At 72.7% G+C, this 15442-nt stretch carries 15 protein-coding genes and 1 riboswitch; of the genes, 5 read left to right on the top strand and 10 right to left on the bottom strand.

All coding sequences use genetic code 11. The features are described from left to right. Nucleotides 1–26 precede the first annotated feature (26 nt). Nucleotides 27–1391 (bottom strand): D-alanyl-D-alanine carboxypeptidase/D-alanyl-D-alanine-endopeptidase, encoded by a 1365-nt coding sequence (gene dacB / locus AOM46_RS13855; RefSeq protein WP_234313771.1) that lies wholly within the window; start codon nucleotides 1389–1391, stop codon nucleotides 27–29. A 139-nt stretch (nucleotides 1392–1530) separates the two neighbouring features. On the opposite strand from dacB, the gene AOM46_RS13850 reads away from it, so the two are divergent. Together AOM46_RS13850 and AOM46_RS13845 are read left to right on the top strand one after the other, a co-directional pair. Next, entirely contained in the window at nucleotides 1531–2025 is a 495-nt protein-coding gene (locus AOM46_RS13850) for an inorganic diphosphatase (RefSeq protein WP_062210464.1), read from the top strand. A gap of 71 nt (nucleotides 2026–2096) precedes the next feature. Then, nucleotides 2097–2157: riboswitch (guanidine-III (ykkC-III) riboswitch) on the top strand. An 11-nt stretch (nucleotides 2158–2168) separates the two neighbouring features. Beyond that, complete coding sequence (locus AOM46_RS13845; RefSeq protein WP_062210461.1) at nucleotides 2169–2486, top strand: multidrug efflux SMR transporter; 318 nt, start codon at nucleotides 2169–2171, stop codon at nucleotides 2484–2486. 1248 nt (nucleotides 2487–3734) lie between these two features. Here the strand turns inward: AOM46_RS13845 and AOM46_RS13840 are convergent. The 4 genes from AOM46_RS13840 to AOM46_RS13825 form a co-directional block, all read right to left on the bottom strand. Further along, a complete protein-coding gene (locus AOM46_RS13840) occupies nucleotides 3735–5342 on the bottom strand; it encodes a threonine/serine exporter ThrE family protein (protein WP_062210458.1) in 1608 nt (535 codons plus the stop codon). A gap of 104 nt (nucleotides 5343–5446) precedes the next feature. Continuing rightward, nucleotides 5447–6214, bottom strand: coding sequence for a MerR family transcriptional regulator (locus AOM46_RS13835; protein ID WP_062210456.1), 768 nt, complete (start codon nucleotides 6212–6214; stop codon nucleotides 5447–5449). Between the two features lie 134 nt (nucleotides 6215–6348). Next, nucleotides 6349–7179 (bottom strand): ABC transporter permease, encoded by an 831-nt coding sequence (locus AOM46_RS13830; RefSeq protein WP_062210453.1) that lies wholly within the window; start codon nucleotides 7177–7179, stop codon nucleotides 6349–6351. Then, nucleotides 7176–8261, bottom strand: coding sequence for an ATP-binding cassette domain-containing protein (locus tag AOM46_RS13825; RefSeq protein ID WP_078856784.1), 1086 nt, complete (start codon nucleotides 8259–8261; stop codon nucleotides 7176–7178). Before AOM46_RS13825 ends, AOM46_RS13830 begins: the two co-directional genes overlap by 4 nt. Nucleotides 8262–8451: 190 nt before the next feature. On the opposite strand from AOM46_RS13825, the gene AOM46_RS13820 reads away from it, so the two are divergent. Beyond that, nucleotides 8452–9063, top strand: coding sequence for a PadR family transcriptional regulator (locus AOM46_RS13820; RefSeq protein WP_062210450.1), 612 nt, complete (start codon nucleotides 8452–8454; stop codon nucleotides 9061–9063). A 72-nt stretch (nucleotides 9064–9135) separates the two neighbouring features. Here AOM46_RS13820 and AOM46_RS13815 read toward each other — a convergent pair whose 3' ends face one another. Then, nucleotides 9136–10023 carry a helix-turn-helix transcriptional regulator gene (locus AOM46_RS13815; protein WP_234313770.1) on the bottom strand — a complete coding sequence of 296 codons (888 nt, stop codon included), beginning with the start codon at nucleotides 10021–10023 and terminating at the stop codon, nucleotides 9136–9138. 293 nt (nucleotides 10024–10316) lie between these two features. Here AOM46_RS13815 and AOM46_RS13810 point away from each other — a divergent pair, with 293 nt between their 5' ends. Then, nucleotides 10317–10814 carry an ATP-binding protein gene (locus AOM46_RS13810; RefSeq protein ID WP_062210444.1) on the top strand — a complete coding sequence of 166 codons (498 nt, stop codon included), beginning with the start codon at nucleotides 10317–10319 and terminating at the stop codon, nucleotides 10812–10814. 109 nt (nucleotides 10815–10923) lie between these two features. On the opposite strand, the gene AOM46_RS13805 is transcribed toward AOM46_RS13810, so the two are convergent. The 3 genes from AOM46_RS13805 to AOM46_RS13795 all read right to left on the bottom strand — a co-directional run bounded on the left by AOM46_RS13805 (nucleotide 10924) and on the right by AOM46_RS13795 (nucleotide 12912). Beyond that, a complete protein-coding gene (locus AOM46_RS13805) occupies nucleotides 10924–11160 on the bottom strand; it encodes a DUF397 domain-containing protein (protein ID WP_062210442.1) in 237 nt (78 codons plus the stop codon). A 343-nt stretch (nucleotides 11161–11503) separates the two neighbouring features. After that, on the bottom strand, nucleotides 11504–12658 hold the full coding sequence (locus tag AOM46_RS13800) for a GTP-binding protein (protein ID WP_062210439.1): 1155 nt from the start codon (nucleotides 12656–12658) through the stop codon (nucleotides 11504–11506). Then, nucleotides 12658–12912 (bottom strand): type B 50S ribosomal protein L31, encoded by a 255-nt coding sequence (locus tag AOM46_RS13795; RefSeq protein WP_062210436.1) that lies wholly within the window; start codon nucleotides 12910–12912, stop codon nucleotides 12658–12660. Before AOM46_RS13795 ends, AOM46_RS13800 begins: the two co-directional genes overlap by 1 nt. 285 nt (nucleotides 12913–13197) lie before the next feature. Here AOM46_RS13795 and AOM46_RS13790 point away from each other — a divergent pair, with 285 nt between their 5' ends. Then, entirely contained in the window at nucleotides 13198–14214 is a 1017-nt protein-coding gene (locus AOM46_RS13790; protein ID WP_234313769.1) for a DUF3048 domain-containing protein, read from the top strand. Here AOM46_RS13790 and AOM46_RS13785 read toward each other — a convergent pair. After that, on the bottom strand, nucleotides 14160–15386 hold the full coding sequence (locus AOM46_RS13785; RefSeq protein WP_062210898.1) for an MFS transporter: 1227 nt from the start codon (nucleotides 15384–15386) through the stop codon (nucleotides 14160–14162). The genes AOM46_RS13790 and AOM46_RS13785 overlap by 55 nt on opposite strands. Between the last annotated feature and the right edge of the window lie 56 nt (nucleotides 15387–15442).

Below are 15442 nucleotides of genomic sequence, written 5' to 3'. Positions count from 1 at the left end.
CGGGGAACGGGCCCCGGGCGGGACGGTCAGCCGCAGGCGCAGCCGGCGAGCGCGCCGGCCGCGGCGTCGAGCGCCTCCTGGGCGGCGCCGGCGTCGGCCGCGTCCGCCGTCAGAAAGGCGAAGCCGAGCACCCGGCCCTCGGCGGTCGTCGCGGTGCCGGCCAGCGAGTTGACCCCGGTGAGGGTGCCCGTCTTGGCGCGGACCGTGCCGGCGCCGGACGCGCCGTCGCCGTCGTAGCGGTTGGCCAGCGTTCCGGTGAAACCGGCGACCGGCAGCCCGGTCAGGGTGGGGCGCAGCTCCGGGTTGGCCGGATCGGCGGCGGCGGCCAGCACGCCGGTCAGCAGCGCGGCGGTGAGCCGGCCCTCCCGGTCCAGGCCGCTGGCGTCGGCCAGCCTGACCCCGTCCAGCGGGACGCCCAGCTCGCCGAGCCGGTCGGTCAGCGCCCGCCGCACGCCGCCGGCGTCGCCCGGCTGGTCGCTGGCCAGCGCGGTCATCCTGGCAAGCGCCTCGGCGAGATCGTTGTCGCTGGCCGTCAGCATCCGCTCGACCAGCGAGGCGACGGGCGCGGACGCGTGGTCGGCCAGCTCCTCGGCCCCGCCGGGCGCGGCGCGGCGCTTGAGCCCGCCGTCCACCTCGACGCCGGCCTCGGCCAGCTGCCGCGCGAAGGACTCGGCCGCGTCCTTCGCCGGATCGTCGGCGCGGTCGGCCGGCCCCTGCGAACTGTTGTCCAGGCGGCCGGCGTTGAGCTGCAGCGGGGTGATCGGGGCGATATTGGTGTTGACCCCGATGGGGTGGGTCTCCTCCGGATAGGCCGAGACGTCGTAGGCCAGCCGGACCCGGTCGATACCGCGGTCGGCCAACGCCCGCGCGGTGCGGTCGGCCAGCCCCTCCAGATCGGCGGCGGTCAGCGTGGTGTCGCCGCCGCCGACCAGATACGCCCGCCCGTCCTCGGGATCGAGCACCACCCGGGTGGTCAGCCGGTGGTCGGGGCCCAGCGCGCTGAGCGCGGCCACGGCGGTGGCGACCTTGACGGTGGACGCCGGGGCCCGGCCCGCCCGTTCGTCCCGCTCGTAGAGCACGGTGCCGGTGGCCAGGTCCACCACGGAGGCCGCGGTGTGCTCGCCCAGCGCCTCCGCTTCCAGCAGCGGCGCGACGATCCGGGTCAGCGCCTCGGGCGACGGCGCCGCCGAGGTGCCGTCCAACGGGGTGAGCACGGCCGGCGCCACCGGCACCGTGCCGGCCAGCCGCTCGGCCGGCAACTGCCCCCTGACCAGCTCGGCGGCCGCGGCCTGATCCCGCTCCGCGCTCCGCTGGCCGCCGTCCCACGGCCCGGTGAGGGCCACCAGGCCCGCCGCCAACACGAGCCCGGCCGCCGCCGAACCAACGGCCAATCGCCCGACCGAGCGGTGGCCTCGAAGCATCTGAGCTGCCCTGCGCACGGTACCGACCAGCCCCTTTCGCGTACCGACGGCTGCGTGAGAGACACTTAACCACCTGTCGCGTGCGTAGATCGCTTAAGGAGTGCCCCCAGTGGAGTTCGACGTCACCATCGAGATTCCGAAGGGTTCGCGGAACAAGTACGAGGTTGATCACAAGACGGGCCGGATCCGACTGGACCGGCACCTCTTCACCTCGACCGTGTACCCCGCGGACTACGGCTTTGTGGACGGCACGCTGGGCGAGGACGGCGACCCGCTGGACGCGCTGGTCCTTCTTGACGAGCCCACGTTCCCCGGCTGCCTGATCGCGTGCCGCGCCATCGGCATGTTCCGGATGCGGGACGAGGCGGGCGGCGACGACAAGCTGCTCTGTGTGCCGGCGTCCGACCCCCGGATGGAACACCTGCGGGACATCCACCACGTCAGCGAGTTCGACCGGCTGGAGATCCAGCACTTCTTCGAGGTCTACAAGGACCTGGAGCCCGGCAAGTCCGTCGAGGGCGCCAACTGGGTCGGCCGCACCGAGGCCGAGGCCGAGATCGAGGCCTCCCGCAAGCGGGCGGCTGACGCCGGCGAGACCCACTGACCTCTCGCTTCCTCCGCACAGCGGCGCGCCCGGGCTTTCCGCCCGGGCGCGCCGCTGTGCGAAACTGACGGCCAGAGCCCGACCGGCTCCTGGACGAGGGTGCCGTACCCAGCCATGACAAGACGGCACAGGAAGTCCGCATCATGGCGTGGATCGTTCTGGTCATCTCGGGCCTGCTCGAAGCGGTGTGGGCCACGGCCCTGGGCAAGTCCGACGGCTTCAGCCGCTTCTGGCCCAGCGCGGTGTTCGGCGCGGGCCTGGTGTGCAGCATGATCGGCCTCGCGTACGCGCTCCGCACCATCCCCGTCGGCACCGGCTACGCCGTCTGGGTGGGCATCGGCGCCGTCCTGACCGCCGGCTACGCGATGCTCTTCGACGGCGAATCGGCGACCCCCCTGCGGGTTCTCCTCCTCCTGGGCATCGTCGGCTGCGTCATCGGCCTCAAACTCACCCCCCACTGAACCCTCTCCGGGCCGGACAGCAACCCCACCCGGCACGCGCAGCCGCCCACACACCGCCTGCCGGCGGCGGGAGACGCGGTGCCGGCTGGCGCCGGGAGGCGCGGTGCCGGCTGACGCCGGGCCTGCCGGGCGAAGCCGGACATCCCCGGCTGCGCGCCGGGAACCCAGGGCACGGCTGGCGCCGAGGGCGGGATACCCGCAGGCGCCGAAGGCTCGGTGCCCGCTGACGCCGGGCTTGCCGGGCGAAGCGCGGAGCGGTGCCGGCTGGCGCCGGGCATGCCGGGGCAGTACCAAGGTTTCGACCGTCACCGGGAACGAGGCCGGCCGACACCGAAGGCAAGGTGCCCACCGGCACCGAAGGCAAGGTGCCCACCGGCGCCGAAGGCGCGGCGCCGGCTGGCGCAGGGCCACGGGGTCAGTGCCAAGGCGCCGGCTGGCGCCGAGGGCACGGTGCCGGCTGGTGCCGGGCCTGTCGGGCGGAGCAGGAACGGTGCCGGCCGACGCCGAGGGCGGGGTGCCGGCTGACGCCGGGTCTGCCGGCGAAGCCGGATATCCCCGGCTGCGCGCCGGGAGGCCCAGGACGCGGCTGATGCAGGGGGGCGGCTACGCGCCATGGGGATGCGGGGGTCTCCAGCCGGTGCCGGGGCGAAGCCCGGACATCGGGCCGCCGCCGGGGGCGAACCAACCTGCCGGACGGTGCCGGGACTCCGGGGGCCGGGCGGTATCCGGGTTCTCGGGCTACCGCCGAGGCTGCGGGACACAGCTTGGCACTGGGGCCGATCCACCGGGGCAATCCCGAGATTCCGGCTACGCCGGGAACGGGCCGGCCGGAGCCCGGAAATCCTTCTGCGACGACATGTGACGGCGCCAGCGGGATACCGCGCTCCTGGCTGCCCCCTGGAACGGAACCAGCTCGCGCCCGGTCCCGCCGGGGCAATGCCAAGGATCGGGCTGACGCCGGGGGCACCGGACTGTCCGGCGGCTCAGCTGACGGCGCAGCCGGGGCACGACCGCCGCCGCCGTCCCGGCGCCGGCTACCGTCGCCTGCGGCAGCACCACCACCGTGGAGCAGTGATACCGCCCAGCGCACGCGCCGGCCTCGCAACCACAGCCATCGACAGTTATCGCCCTGGGCCAAGTGTCGGCCCGGCGGAGCCGGGATACCGCGCAGCACGCGCCGCCCCGGGTCCGGGGTGCCGCTCAGCGCAGCCGGGGTTCCGGCATCGTTCCGGCATCGTTCCGGCATCGTCAGAAGCCTCGGGTGCGTTTGGAGCCTCGGCGGCCGATGGGGGTGGTGAGGCCGGGGGTCTTGATGAAGAGGCGGGCCATTTCGCTGCCGAGGTTGACGCCGATGGCGATGGCCAGCGCCAGCGTCACCGCGCGGAGCAGGTTCTCCAGGCCGAAGTCCACGTTGCCCTGGGCGAAGCCCAGCAGCCCCAGGTAGAACGCGCTGCCGGGGAGCAGTGGGCCGATCGCGGCGGTGACATAGGGCAGCGAGGACGTGAACTGGTAGCGGGACTGGAGTTGGCCGAAGAGGCCGACCATGCCGGCGGCGACGCCCGTCGCCGCGAACGGGGAGAGTCCCGCGGTGTCGTGCATCGCGCCGTAGATCAGCCAGGCGACGCCCCCGTTGAGGGTGGCCAGCACGACCGTGGAGCGTTCCTGCTGGAGCAGCACGCAGAAGGCCAGCGACAGCAGCAGCGCAGCGCCGAGTTGGATCACCGGGCGGACGGCTCTGGTCATCACCTCGGGGTCCAGGCGGACGCCCGACGTCTCGCCGACGTAGAGCACCGCCAGCACGCCGCAGACGATGCCCACGCTGAGGTAGATGACCTCCAACAGGCGCGCGGAGGCGGTCAGGTAGTAGCCCGTCAGGCCGTCCTGGACGCCGGCGACCAGGGCTCGTCCCGGGATCAGGGCGAACAGTCCGCCGGTGATCATCGCCGCCGCCTGGGCCTCGCCCTGGCCCGAGGTGTGGCCGGCCGCCCAGAGCACCCCGACCAGCGCGGGGGCCATGGCGGCGGCGACGAACTGGTAGAACTCGGGCAGGCCACGGCCGGCGGCCAGCCAGGCGAGCCGATCGCCGACCATCGCGCCTATCACCGCGAGCACGAAGACCGCCCAGCCGCCGCCCACCAGGGTGCTGGCGGCGCCGGCCAACAGCCCGGCGGCCATGGTCAGTTGCCATTTGGTGTACGGGTGCCGGTTGCGCCGCATCTGGGCCAGCCGGCCATAGGCCTCCTCCAGCGTGACATCGCCGGAGGTGATGTCGTCGACCAGCCGGAAGACGGCCGCCAACCGGGTGTAGTCGGTGCCCCTGCGCCGCACCGTCCGGGAGAGCGAGACGGAGGGGTCGACGAGGGACGGCTGGTGGGTGATGGAGATCAGCGTGAAGGTGACGGTGGCGTCGCAGCGGTCCAGGCCGTAGGCGTGGGCGACGCCGAACATCGCGGCCTCGACGTCCTCGGCGCCCTCGCCGCCGGCCAGCAGCAGCTCGCCGATCCGCAGGGTGAGGTCGAGGACCCGGGGCACGGGCGCCGCGTTCTCCCCCTCGGCCTCGGCGGCCGGCGCGAACTCGGGGGCGGGCCGGTCCGCCACCGGCAGGCGGACCATGGTGCGCATCCGGTCCTGCCAGGGGGTGCCGCGCCCGAACGCCGGTACGCCGTGCGCCGGGGTGAACTCGTTGCGCGGCGCCGCCTTGGGCGCCACCGAGAGCCCGTCGGGGAGGGCGAACTCGGAGGACGGATGGTCGCTCTCCGCCGGTGCCACCGACAGCCCCTCGGGTACCGCGAAGCCGGAGGTCGTCTCCTGCTCCGTCGGTTCCTCCCCGACCGCCCAGGTGCTTTCCCCGGCCACCGCTGATCCCGCCTTCTCGCTACGCCTTGTCCTGACATGCCCCCGAAGGGGGCCCTCCAGCGCAGCATAGGAGGATCCTCGAACTCCCGCCCGAGCGGCACCTGCTACCCGGGCGCCCCGGCGGCGCGCGCGTTGGCGTGGATGGCGTCGTGCAGGAACCTCGCCAGACCGGGACGGACCAGGTCATAGGTGCGGGTGAACCGCTCGTCCGCGACATAGAGGTCGGCGAGGCCGGTGTGCATCCGGTGCGAGCAGGCGTAGTAGACGTCACATATCTGCCGGCGGTGTTCCTCGGCCAGCTCCAGCGCCGCCGGGGAGTCGGGGGCGGCGCCGGAGTCCAGGAGGGCCGCCAGCCGCTCGTTGAGGTCGTCGGTCTCTGCCCTGACGCGTTGCCAGTCCTCCTTGGTGTAGCGGGCGACGCGCCGGCGGGACTCCCGGTAGGCGTCCGTGTCGCCCCAGCGGCGCGCCGCCTCGGCGTCGTGTCGTTCGGGGTCGTCGTGGCCGAAGACCTCGAACCGTTCCTCGGGGGTGAGGTTGATGCCCATGTGTCCGGCCTCCATGGCTCTCTCGACGGCCGCGGCCATCGCCCGCAGCCGGTCGATCCGTTCGGTCAGCAGCGCGTGCTGTCGGCGCAGCTCGCGTCGCGGGTCCGTCTCCGGGTCGTCCAGCAGGGCGGCGATCTCCTCCAGCGGGAAGCCCAGCTCCCGGTAGAAGAGGATCCGTTGCAGCCGGTCGAGGTCCTCGTCCCGGTAGCGGCGATGCCCGGTGGGGGTGCGCTCGCCCGGGACGAGGAGCCCGATCTCGTCGTAGTGGTGCAGGGTGCGCACCGTGAGTCCGGCGAGTTCGGCGACCCGGCCGACGGAGTGGCCCACGTCCGTCTCCTTCTCTGTTTCGGGTGTCTCCACCGTGCGCCATCCCGCTACGTCAGGTGCAAGCCCCGCGGATCGAACGGGCGAACCGGGGGAACCGGGGGAACCGGGGGAACGGCCGGGCGAACGGGCGGCCGTCAGTCGGCCAGACGGGCGAAGCGGCGGAGGGCCAGGGGGACGAAGACCGCCAGCAGAACCAGCGGCCAGAGCAGCGCCAGGGGCGCGGGATGGTCGGCGGCCCAGGACTCGCCCGGCCAGGCCGGGTTGCCGAACAGGTCGCGGACCGCGCCGGCCGTCGCCGACATGGGGTTCCAGTCGGCGACGGCGCCCACCCAGCCGGGCATGGTCGCGGGTGACACAAAGACACTGGAGAGGAAACCGATCGGCCAGACCAGGATCTGCACGGTCTGCACCAGCTCCACCCGGCCGGCGACCAGGGCCAGATGGATGCCCACCCAGAGCATCGCGAAGCGCAGCAGGAGCAGCAGCCCGAGGGCGGCCAGCACCTCGGTGGCGCCGGCGTGCCAGCGCCAGCCGGCGGCCCAGCCGGCGCCGACCAGCACCAGCAGGGTCAGCACCGAGCTGAGCATGTCCAGCAGGCTGCGCCCGACCAGTACCGCGCTCGGGGCGATCGGCATCGAACGGAAACGGTCGAGAATGCCTCGGTTGATGTCGGTGGTCAGCGCCACCATGGTGGATTCCAGGCCGAACGCCATGGTCAGCACGAGCATGCCGGGCACCAGGAAGTCGACATAGTCGCCGCCGCCGTCGACGGCCATCCCGCCGCCGAGGAAGTAGACGAACATCACCAGCATCATCACCGGGAAGGCCAACCCGACGGCGAAGACGCCCGGTTGGCGGGTCCAGTGGGCCAGGCCGCGCCGGGTCATGGTGAGCGAGTCGACCAGCAGCCGACGGGCCGGGCCGATGCGTGGGACAACGGGGGGCAGCAGGGTGGTCTCGGTCATACGGGCGCCTCCGTGGGTCGCTGGTCGTCGGTGCGGGGGCCGTCGGTGAGGAGAGCGTCGGTGAGGGGAGCGTCGGTGAGGGGAGCGTCGGTGAGGCGGAGGTAGACCTCGTCGAGGGTGGGGCGGCGCAGGGCGATGTCCTCGGCCTCGATGCCGGCCTCGGTCAGCGCCCGGACCGTCTCGGCCAGCGCCCGCATCCGGTCGTCGACGCCGGCGCTGACCAGCCGGCGGTCCGGATCGTCCGCGAAACGGTCGGTGCCCGGCACCCGGCGCAGCAGCGCGCCGGCGGCCGCCAGCCGTTCGGGGTCGCGGACCACGATGTCGATCCGGTCGCCGCCGACCTCGGACTTGAGCTGGTCGGCCGTGCCCTCGGCGATCCGCCGGCCGTTGTCGAGCAGCGAGATCCGGTCGGCGAGTTGGTCGGCCTCCTCCAGGTACTGGGTGGTCAGCAGCACGGTCACGCCCTCGTCGGCGAGGGAGCGGACGGCCCGCCAGACCTCCGTTCGGCCGCGTGGGTCGAGCCCGGTGGTGGGTTCGTCGAGAAAGAGGATCCGGGGGCGGGTGATCAGGCTGGCCGCCAGGTCGAGGCGGCGGCGCATGCCACCGCTGTAGTGACGCACCGCCCGACGGCCGGTCTCCGTCAGCCCGAAGCGGTCGAGCAGTTCGACGGCGCGACGGGCCGCGTCGCGCCCGCCGAGGTGGTAGAGCCGACCGAAGAGTTCGAGATTCTGTCGGCCGCTCAACTCCTCGTCGAGCGCGGCGTGTTGGCCGACCAGCCCGATGCGGTAGCGGACCTGGTCGGGCTCCAGGACCACATCGAAGCCGGCCACCTCGGCGCTGCCGCCGCTGGGGCGGAGCAGGGTGGTGAGCACCCGCACCGCCGTGCTCTTGCCGGCTCCGTTGGGGCCGAGCACGGCGTGCACGCTGCCGTCGGCGACGGTCAGATCGAGTCCGTCCAGGGCGTTCCTGCGTTCCTTTCCGCCGCCGAAGCTCTTGCGGAGACCCCGGACCCTGATCGCCACCGGGGGCCCGGTCTCACTGGTCTGGTCGGTCTGGTCCTCGGTCTGGTCGGTCGAGGGCATGGCACCGCCTTCACTCTCCGGATCACTAGTCAAACTTGACCAGCGACGGCCGAGGGTAGGACGGAAGCGGCCACTAGTCAAATTTGATGAGTAGGTCCCGATGGCACACTGGGGGCGCTGTCAAGGGAAACTCTCAAGGGAAAACGGCGGGACCGAGAGAAGGACCACGGGAAATGGGCGGAGCGGGCTGATGTCGGTGATGCGGCTGCTGGTCCTGGGGGCGGTGCGCCAGCACGGGCGGGCGCACGGCTATCAGGTGCGCAACGACCTGGAGTTCTGGGGCGCCCACGAGTGGTCGACGGCGAAGCCGGGCTCGATCTACCACGCGCTCAAACAGCTCGCCAAGGAGGGCCTGTTGCTGGCCCACGAGGTGGCCCCCAGCACGGCCGGCGGCCCGCCCCGCGTCGAGTACGAGGTGACCGAGGCGGGTCAGGTCGCCTTCCTCGAACTGCTGCGGGCCGCGCTCCGCGCGCACGACGAGCGGATCGACGTCCTGACCAGCGCGGTCGGCTTTATCGTCGACCTGCCGAGGGCGGAGGCCATCGGGCTGCTCCGTGAGCGGGTCGCCGCGCTGGAGAAGTGGCGGGAGGAGGTCGAGAAGCACTGGACCCCGAACGGCGCGCCGGCGGAGTGGGGGCATATCGGGGAGATCATGCGCCTGTGGACGCACCAGGCGGAGAGCGACGCCAACTGGACCAGGGGCCTGATCGAGCGGCTGGAGAAGGGCGCCTATGTGATGGCGGGCGAGGGGGAACGCGAGCGCGACGTGCTCCCGGAGGGGATGGAGAACCCCTTCCGTTGACCCGGGCCGGCCGACCCGCCGCGGCCCGCCCCGTGGCGAGCGGCGCGCGGCAGTGGGCCGTGGTGTCGCCGCTCAGAGGCGGCGGCGCAGTTCGGCCAGCACCTCCCGAGTGCGGTCCTCGTCGAGCGCGGCCTCGGCCAGCCGGTCGAGCACCCCCTGGTAGGCGGCGACCTCGTCGGCCTTGTCCAGATAGAGCGCGCCGGTGAGCTGCTCCAGATAGACCAGATCCGACAGTTCCTGCTCGGCGAAGCGCAGCAGCGTGAACGCTCCCGACTCCGCGACATGGCCGCCGTGATCGAACGGGACCATCTGCAGGGTGATGTTGGGGTACTCGGAGAACTCGAGCAGTGCGCGCAGCTGTTCGTTCATCGCGTCCCGGCCGCCGTAGGGGCGGCGCAGCGCGGCCTCGTCCAACACGCAGTGCAGATGCGGGGCGTTCTCGGAGACCAGCAGCTTCTGCCGGGCCAGCCGCAGCGCGATGCGCCGATCCACCTCGGGGCGGGGCAGTTCGCCCCGATGGCCGCTGACCATCACCGCATGGGAGTACGCCTCGGTCTGCAACAGGCCGTGTACGAACTGGAGTTCGTAGGTGCCGATGCGCTCGGCCGCCGCTTCGAGGCCGATGTATGTCTGGAACCAGCTGGGCAGCACGTCGTTGTAACTGTGCCACCAGCCCGCCCGGTTGGAGGTGCGCGCGAGACCGAGCAGCGGCTCGCGTTCGGCCTCGTCGGTCACCCCGTAGAGGGTGAGCAGGTCCGCGACATCGCGCGGTTTGAAGCTGACCCGCCCCAGCTCCATCCTGCTGATCTTGGATTCGGAGGCGCGGATCGAGTATCCCGCCTCCTCCCGGCTGACCCCACGGGACTCCCGCAGCCTCCGCAGCTGCGAGCCGAGCAGGATGCGGCGCACCATCGAGCCACTGGCCTCCGGACTGCCGGTATCCCTGGTTGGTCCCGCCATCCGTTGCATAGTCATGCGCGTAACCGCCCTCCACTTCCGCCAGGGAGCAGTCTGCCATCTCCACGTTCCTTTGGGTGCTTGCTCGGTTACAGTCCATCAAAAATGTTCGTGCACGTGCATCTGCCCTTGCATTTGCCGTGAGCCTTGGGAAGCATGAGTAAGGCGAGCTGTTGACCAGCCCGCGAGTATGGCCTGCCGTCACCCTCTGTTGACGGGGGGCACGGGGGTTGCCAGCGACGTCAGCCCTCGGCAAGCGAGCAGTGCCACCACCGCTACGCCAGGAGCGCCGAGCCATGGGGACCGAGGCAACGCCGTTGCTTGACGAGTTAGGGCTCACCTTCCTGCCCGTCGACCCGCGCGGCGTCTCTGCGTCGGCCTCAGTCGATCTCAGCCCCCGTCCCGAATCCGTCCGGCAGGCCCGGGAGTTCACCCGCCGCACCCTGCAGGACTGGCGGCTCGCCGGGCAGTTCGACACGGTCGCGCTGGTGGTGTCCGAGCTGGTCACCAACGCCCTGCGGCATGGGCTGAGTCGGCGCACCCTGGACTGGGGGCACGGCACCGGGCCGATGCGTACGGACCTTGAGCTGGAGCTGATGCGGGGCGACGCCTGGCTGGTCTGCGCGGTGCGCGACCCCAGCGATTCGGTGCCACGGCCGGCGTTGGCCGACAGCGCGGCCGAGTCGGGGCGCGGTCTCCATCTGGTGGACAGCTTCAGCGATGACTGGGGTTGGCGCCGACTGACCGGCAACGGTCGCGGCAAGATCGTCTGGGCCAGGTTCCAGACCGTCTGACGTCCCAGCACTGACTTCTCAGTGCCGACTTCTGAGTACTGGCTTCTGAGTACTGGCTTCTTGGTTCGGACCGCTTTGGTACCGACCGCTTGACGCCGACCCGCCGGCGTCAACCGATCAGATGGTCGAACTCGCCGTCCTTGACGCCGCGTAGCAGCGCCTGGATCTCGGCGGGCGTGTAGACGAGGGCCGGACCGTCGGGGAAGCGCGAGTTGCGCATCGCCACGTCCCCGCTCGGCAGCCGGGCGAACTCGGCGCAGGTGCCCTGTGAGTTGCTGTGGCTGCTCTTCAACCACTCCACGTCCCGCAGCGCGTTGGCCGCCATGCCGTTGTACGCCTCTGGCATTCGGTGTCTCCCGGATCGTGCGAGTGGTGCGCGGGCGGCTCCCCTGCTGTCCCCGAGAGAACCCAACCTGCTTCGGATCATAACTCCGTTCACTTGCATATGCACGGGATTCTGCACGTGCACGACCCGGGGTTGCTGACCGATCACCCTAGGTCCGGATTTCTGACGTTCCGTCAAGACATAGTCACACCAAGGGAGTAGGGCCCGACAGTGGCCGGAGCGGCCTCGTTGCCGCCCGTCGGTGGAACGCCGGTTGACCGTTCGGTGGTTCGACGCAGCAGACCCGTGCATGGTTGCTCCGGGGCGTTCCGGATCTCGGCCCGGCCGGCGGCGGGCGGGGTCGTCAGGAGACCGGGTCCAGCAGTTGGTCGAAGGCCGATTCCAGGCGCAGCCAGGCCGAGCGGCCCGCCGCGTACTCGGCGTCGTCGAGCAGACAGGAGCCCAGCAGCCAACGGATCCGGTCCGCCTTGAGCCGGGCCCCGGTGAAGACCAGGTGCTGGCCCCGGTCGCCCACCTCCGAGTCCCAGTCCAGGGCGGCGGCGGCCCGCCACTCGGCCGGCACCCCGGCCCAGTCGTCGGCCGGCAGCGCGGCCAGCCACGGGCCAACGTTGTCCACCACCAGCGAGCCGCCCGCCGCGTCCCAGCCGAGCAGGCTGTCGGGCCGGTCGGCCAGCCAGAAGCGGCCCCGGCTGCGCGGCGCCAGGCTGGTCAGCTTCGGCAGCGCGGCATAGAGCCGCTCCGGGTGGAACGGCCGGCGCTGCCGCCAGACCATGGTGGCCACGCCGTGCGCGTCCGCCCGTTGCGGTAGCAACGCGCTGCCCGGGTGCTGGCGCGCGGCCAGCGCCGCCACATCGACGCCGGCGACCGCCTGACGCGGATAGTCCGGATCGCGCACGGCGACCCGGCGGGCCGTCGGGTGGAGCTGGCGCAGCAGCTCGGCGTCGGTCTCGCTGACCCGGCCCGAGGGGTCGGCCAGCGCCAGCAGCGGCGCGTACTCCACCTGCCGGGACCAGGTTTCGGCCACGGTGCGGGTGTCGTCGCGTCCGGTGGCCAGGCCGAGCCCGGCCAGCTCCTGGCCCGCGGCGAGGGAGCGTCTGGTCAGCGCCGGATCGACGGCGGTGACCACGCCGGCCAGCCGCAGCCGGCCGAGGCCGTGCGTCAGCAGGGTCTCGGCCATGGCCTGGGGCTCGACCGTGTCCCACAGCTCGACGACGGCCAGCCGGCAGGTGCCGGCCTCGGCCAGCCGGGTCAGCGCCGGCACCAGATCGTCGCGGAGCGCGCAGCAGGCGCAGTCGTTGGTCAGCGGCGCCTCGCCGCTGCCGAGGGTGCCGTCCCCGTCCGCGAGCACCCGGGTCACGGTGCCCTTGGTGGCACGGGACAGGTCGTGGTGCAGCGCCAGGGCGCCGGGCACGGCCCGCAGGAGGGCGCGCACCGCCGCCCGGCGCGCGTCGGCGTGCAGCCCGCCGATCAGCACGACGGGCAGAGGGGGCAACCGCATCAACGCTCCTTACGCCCGCCGTAGCGCCGTTCGAAGCGCTCGACGCGACCGGCCGTGTCCAGCACCCGGGCGTTGCCGGTGTAGAAGGGGTGGCTGGCGGAGGACGTCTCCACATCGATCACGGGATAGGTGTTGCCGTCCTCCCACTCGATGGTCTTGTCGCTGGTCGCGGTCGACCGGGTGAGAAAGGCGTAGCCGGCTGATCTGTCCCGGAAGACCACCGGCTGGTAGGCGGGATGAGTGTCCGACTTCATCGCGGTGCTCCTTCGCTCTCGCTGGTGTGCCTGGCTGGGCCTCGCGTTCGGTGCGGGCCGTCCCCGAGTACCCCGACCGGGCGGCTCGACCCCGACGAACCTAGCGAAACGAGAACCGTTTTCACAAAGCGGAGCTTCACGCCCCCCGAAACGGTCAACTGAGGACATTCCATGGCCATGCTTCGCGCAACCGGCACCACAACCGGTCGGGTCTCCGTAACCTCGTCCCTGACGCACCGGGCAGCAGACGGGCATCGGGCATCGGGTCGTGACGCTGGAGGAGCTGTGACGGGAGACGGTCGGGCCGGTCGCCATGTCGGGTCCGGACGTGGTGGGTTGGGCCGGCGGCGCGCGCTGACGCTGGGGGCGGCGGGGGCGCTGGCCGCGCTGGCGCCGTTGGCCCCGCTGACCGGCTGCACCGTCGAGCGCCGGGAGGACCGGGACGGGAGCGGCGCGGACGGCGAGTGGGTCTCCCCGTTCACCGGGGAGGCCGGCGGGGAGCCGGGTCAGGTGCTGGCCGTCAAGGTGGACAACGCGCCGCCGGCCCGGCCGCAGGTCGGCCTGGACGCGGCCGATCTGGTCTATGTGGAGGAGGTCGAGGCGGGGCTGAGCCGACTGGTCGCCGTCTACGCCGGCCGGTTGCCCGAACGGGTCGGCCCGGTGCGCAGCGCCCGCGAGTCCGATCTGGAGCTGCTACGGCAGTTCGACGAGCCGGCGTTGGCGTTCTCCGGCGCGCAGAGCGGGCTGCTGCCGCTGATCGAGGCGGCGCCCGCGCACACCCGCCCGCCGGAGGCGGCGCCCGACGCCTACCACCGGGACCCCGAACGGGCCGCCCCGCACAACCTGTTCGTGGATCCCCGCGCGCTGCTGGCCACGGCGCCCGAGGCGAGCGAGGCGGCGGACATCGGCTTTGTCTTCGGCGCCGCCCCCGAGGACGGCGGCGAACCGGTGGACGAGCGCGAGGTCTCGTACGCCAACGCCGGGTTCGGCTTCCGCTGGGACGCGGCGGCCGGGCGCTGGGCCGTCGCGCTGGACGGCGAGGCCACCGAACTGACCGCGTCCACCGTGGTGTTGCAGTACGTCACGGTGCGCCCCTCGGAGTTCGGCGACGGCGCGGGCCATATCACCCCCTATACCGAGACGGTCGGCTCTGGCGACGCCGAGGTGCTGCGCGACGGGCGGTCCTATCCGGCGCGTTGGCGGCGGCGGAGCGAACGGCGGGGCACCGCGTTCACCGATCAGGACGGTCAGCCGTCGCGTTTCGCGCCCGGGCCGGTCTGGGTGGTGTTCCTGCCGGCCTGAGCGGCCGCTCGGTCCACCGGCCCGAGCAGCGCCGGGGTCAGGGCCAGGGTGATGACCAGGGAGAGCGCGGCCAGCAGTCCCATCGCGGCCTCCACGCCCACGAGTTGAGCGACCGTGCCCGCCAGGGTGGCCCCGACGGCCTGCATGGTGAGCATGCCGGACGAGTGCAGGCCCAGCGCCTGGCCCCGCAACTCCCCAGGGGTGAGCGCGATCAGCCGTTCCTGGAGCAGCAGGCCGGCGCCGAAGCCGATGCCGGCCACCCCGGCCAGCACCGCGGCCAGCGGGATGGGCGGCCCCAGCGCGAAGAGGGTGAAGGGCGCGGCCAGCAGCAGCCGCAGCGGGGTGATCAGCCGGCCGCGCGCCCCGGCCGGCAGCAGCCGTCCGACCAGCACATCGCCCAGCACCATGCCCAGTGCGCTCAGCACGAACAGCAGCGCGGCCGCCTCCGGGGCAAAGGGCACGATCAGCGCCTCGCAGCCGACGATCAGCCCGTTGGGCACCCAGAGCGCGGCATAGCAGGCGCGGCGCGCCGGGCTCGACCAGAGCCGCCGGTTGCCGCGCCAGGTCTCGGCGACGGACGGACGTCCCGGCGCGTTGGGCGGCCGGTCGGTCAGGCCGAGGCGCGCGAGAAGCGCGGCGCTCAGAAAGAGGGCGCACGCGACCAGTAGCGCGCCGCGCGGGGAGACCAGCACCACCAGCACGCCGCCCAGGGCGAAGCCGGCGATCTGGGTGGCGCCCATCGCCACATTGATGGTCGAACGGGCCAGCAGATAGCCGTCGTCCGGCACGATCCGCAGCAGCAGCCCCCAACGGACGGCGCCCGCCACGGAGTTGACCAGCCCGAGGGCCAACACCACGGCCAGCGCCGCGGCGACGGGCAGCCGGGGCGCCGCCAGCACGGCCGCGCCCAGCGCGAACAGCAGCAGCACGGTCACGGTGGCCGCCCGGGGCCTGAGCCGGTCGGCGGCGGAGAGCAGCAGGGTGGCGCCGAGCACCTGGGCGAAGGAGGCGCCGAACATGCTCACGGCGGTGAGCAGCGGCGATCCGGTGGTGTCGTGCACCAGGACGCCGAGGGCCAGGCCCTGCACGGTCAGTCCCGCGCCGGAGGCCGTGGTGGTAAGAAACAGCGGGGCGAACTCCGGCACCCGCAGAAGCTGACGGTAGCTGCGCATCCCGGCAGTGTGCGGACGGGCCCGGCGGCCGGCCCAGAGTTTCGCGCCGACGCGAA

The sequence above is a fragment of the Streptomyces sp. NBRC 109706 genome, assembly GCF_000974485.1.
GTDB lineage: Bacteria > Actinomycetota > Actinomycetes > Streptomycetales > Streptomycetaceae > Streptomyces.
Note: the sequence above shows the minus strand (reverse complement) of the source record. Positions and strands in the feature narration are given on the sequence as shown.

Coding starts and splice junctions, on each gene's coding strand:
- AOM46_RS13845 (WP_062210461.1), top strand. CDS start 2,169: ATGGCGTGGATCGTTCTGGTCATCTCGGGCCTGCTCGAAGCGGTGTGG.
- AOM46_RS13830 (WP_062210453.1), bottom strand. CDS start 7,179: ATGACCGAGACCACCCTGCTGCCCCCCGTTGTCCCACGCATCGGCCCG.
- AOM46_RS13825 (WP_078856784.1), bottom strand. CDS start 8,261: ATGCCCTCGACCGACCAGACCGAGGACCAGACCGACCAGACCAGTGAG.
- AOM46_RS13820 (WP_062210450.1), top strand. CDS start 8,452: ATGTCGGTGATGCGGCTGCTGGTCCTGGGGGCGGTGCGCCAGCACGGG.
- AOM46_RS13815 (WP_234313770.1), bottom strand. CDS start 10,023: ATGGCGGGACCAACCAGGGATACCGGCAGTCCGGAGGCCAGTGGCTCG.
- AOM46_RS13810 (WP_062210444.1), top strand. CDS start 10,317: ATGGGGACCGAGGCAACGCCGTTGCTTGACGAGTTAGGGCTCACCTTC.
- AOM46_RS13805 (WP_062210442.1), bottom strand. CDS start 11,160: ATGCCAGAGGCGTACAACGGCATGGCGGCCAACGCGCTGCGGGACGTG.
- AOM46_RS13800 (WP_062210439.1), bottom strand. CDS start 12,658: ATGCGGTTGCCCCCTCTGCCCGTCGTGCTGATCGGCGGGCTGCACGCC.
- AOM46_RS13795 (WP_062210436.1), bottom strand. CDS start 12,912: ATGAAGTCGGACACTCATCCCGCCTACCAGCCGGTGGTCTTCCGGGAC.
- AOM46_RS13785 (WP_062210898.1), bottom strand. CDS start 15,386: ATGCGCAGCTACCGTCAGCTTCTGCGGGTGCCGGAGTTCGCCCCGCTG.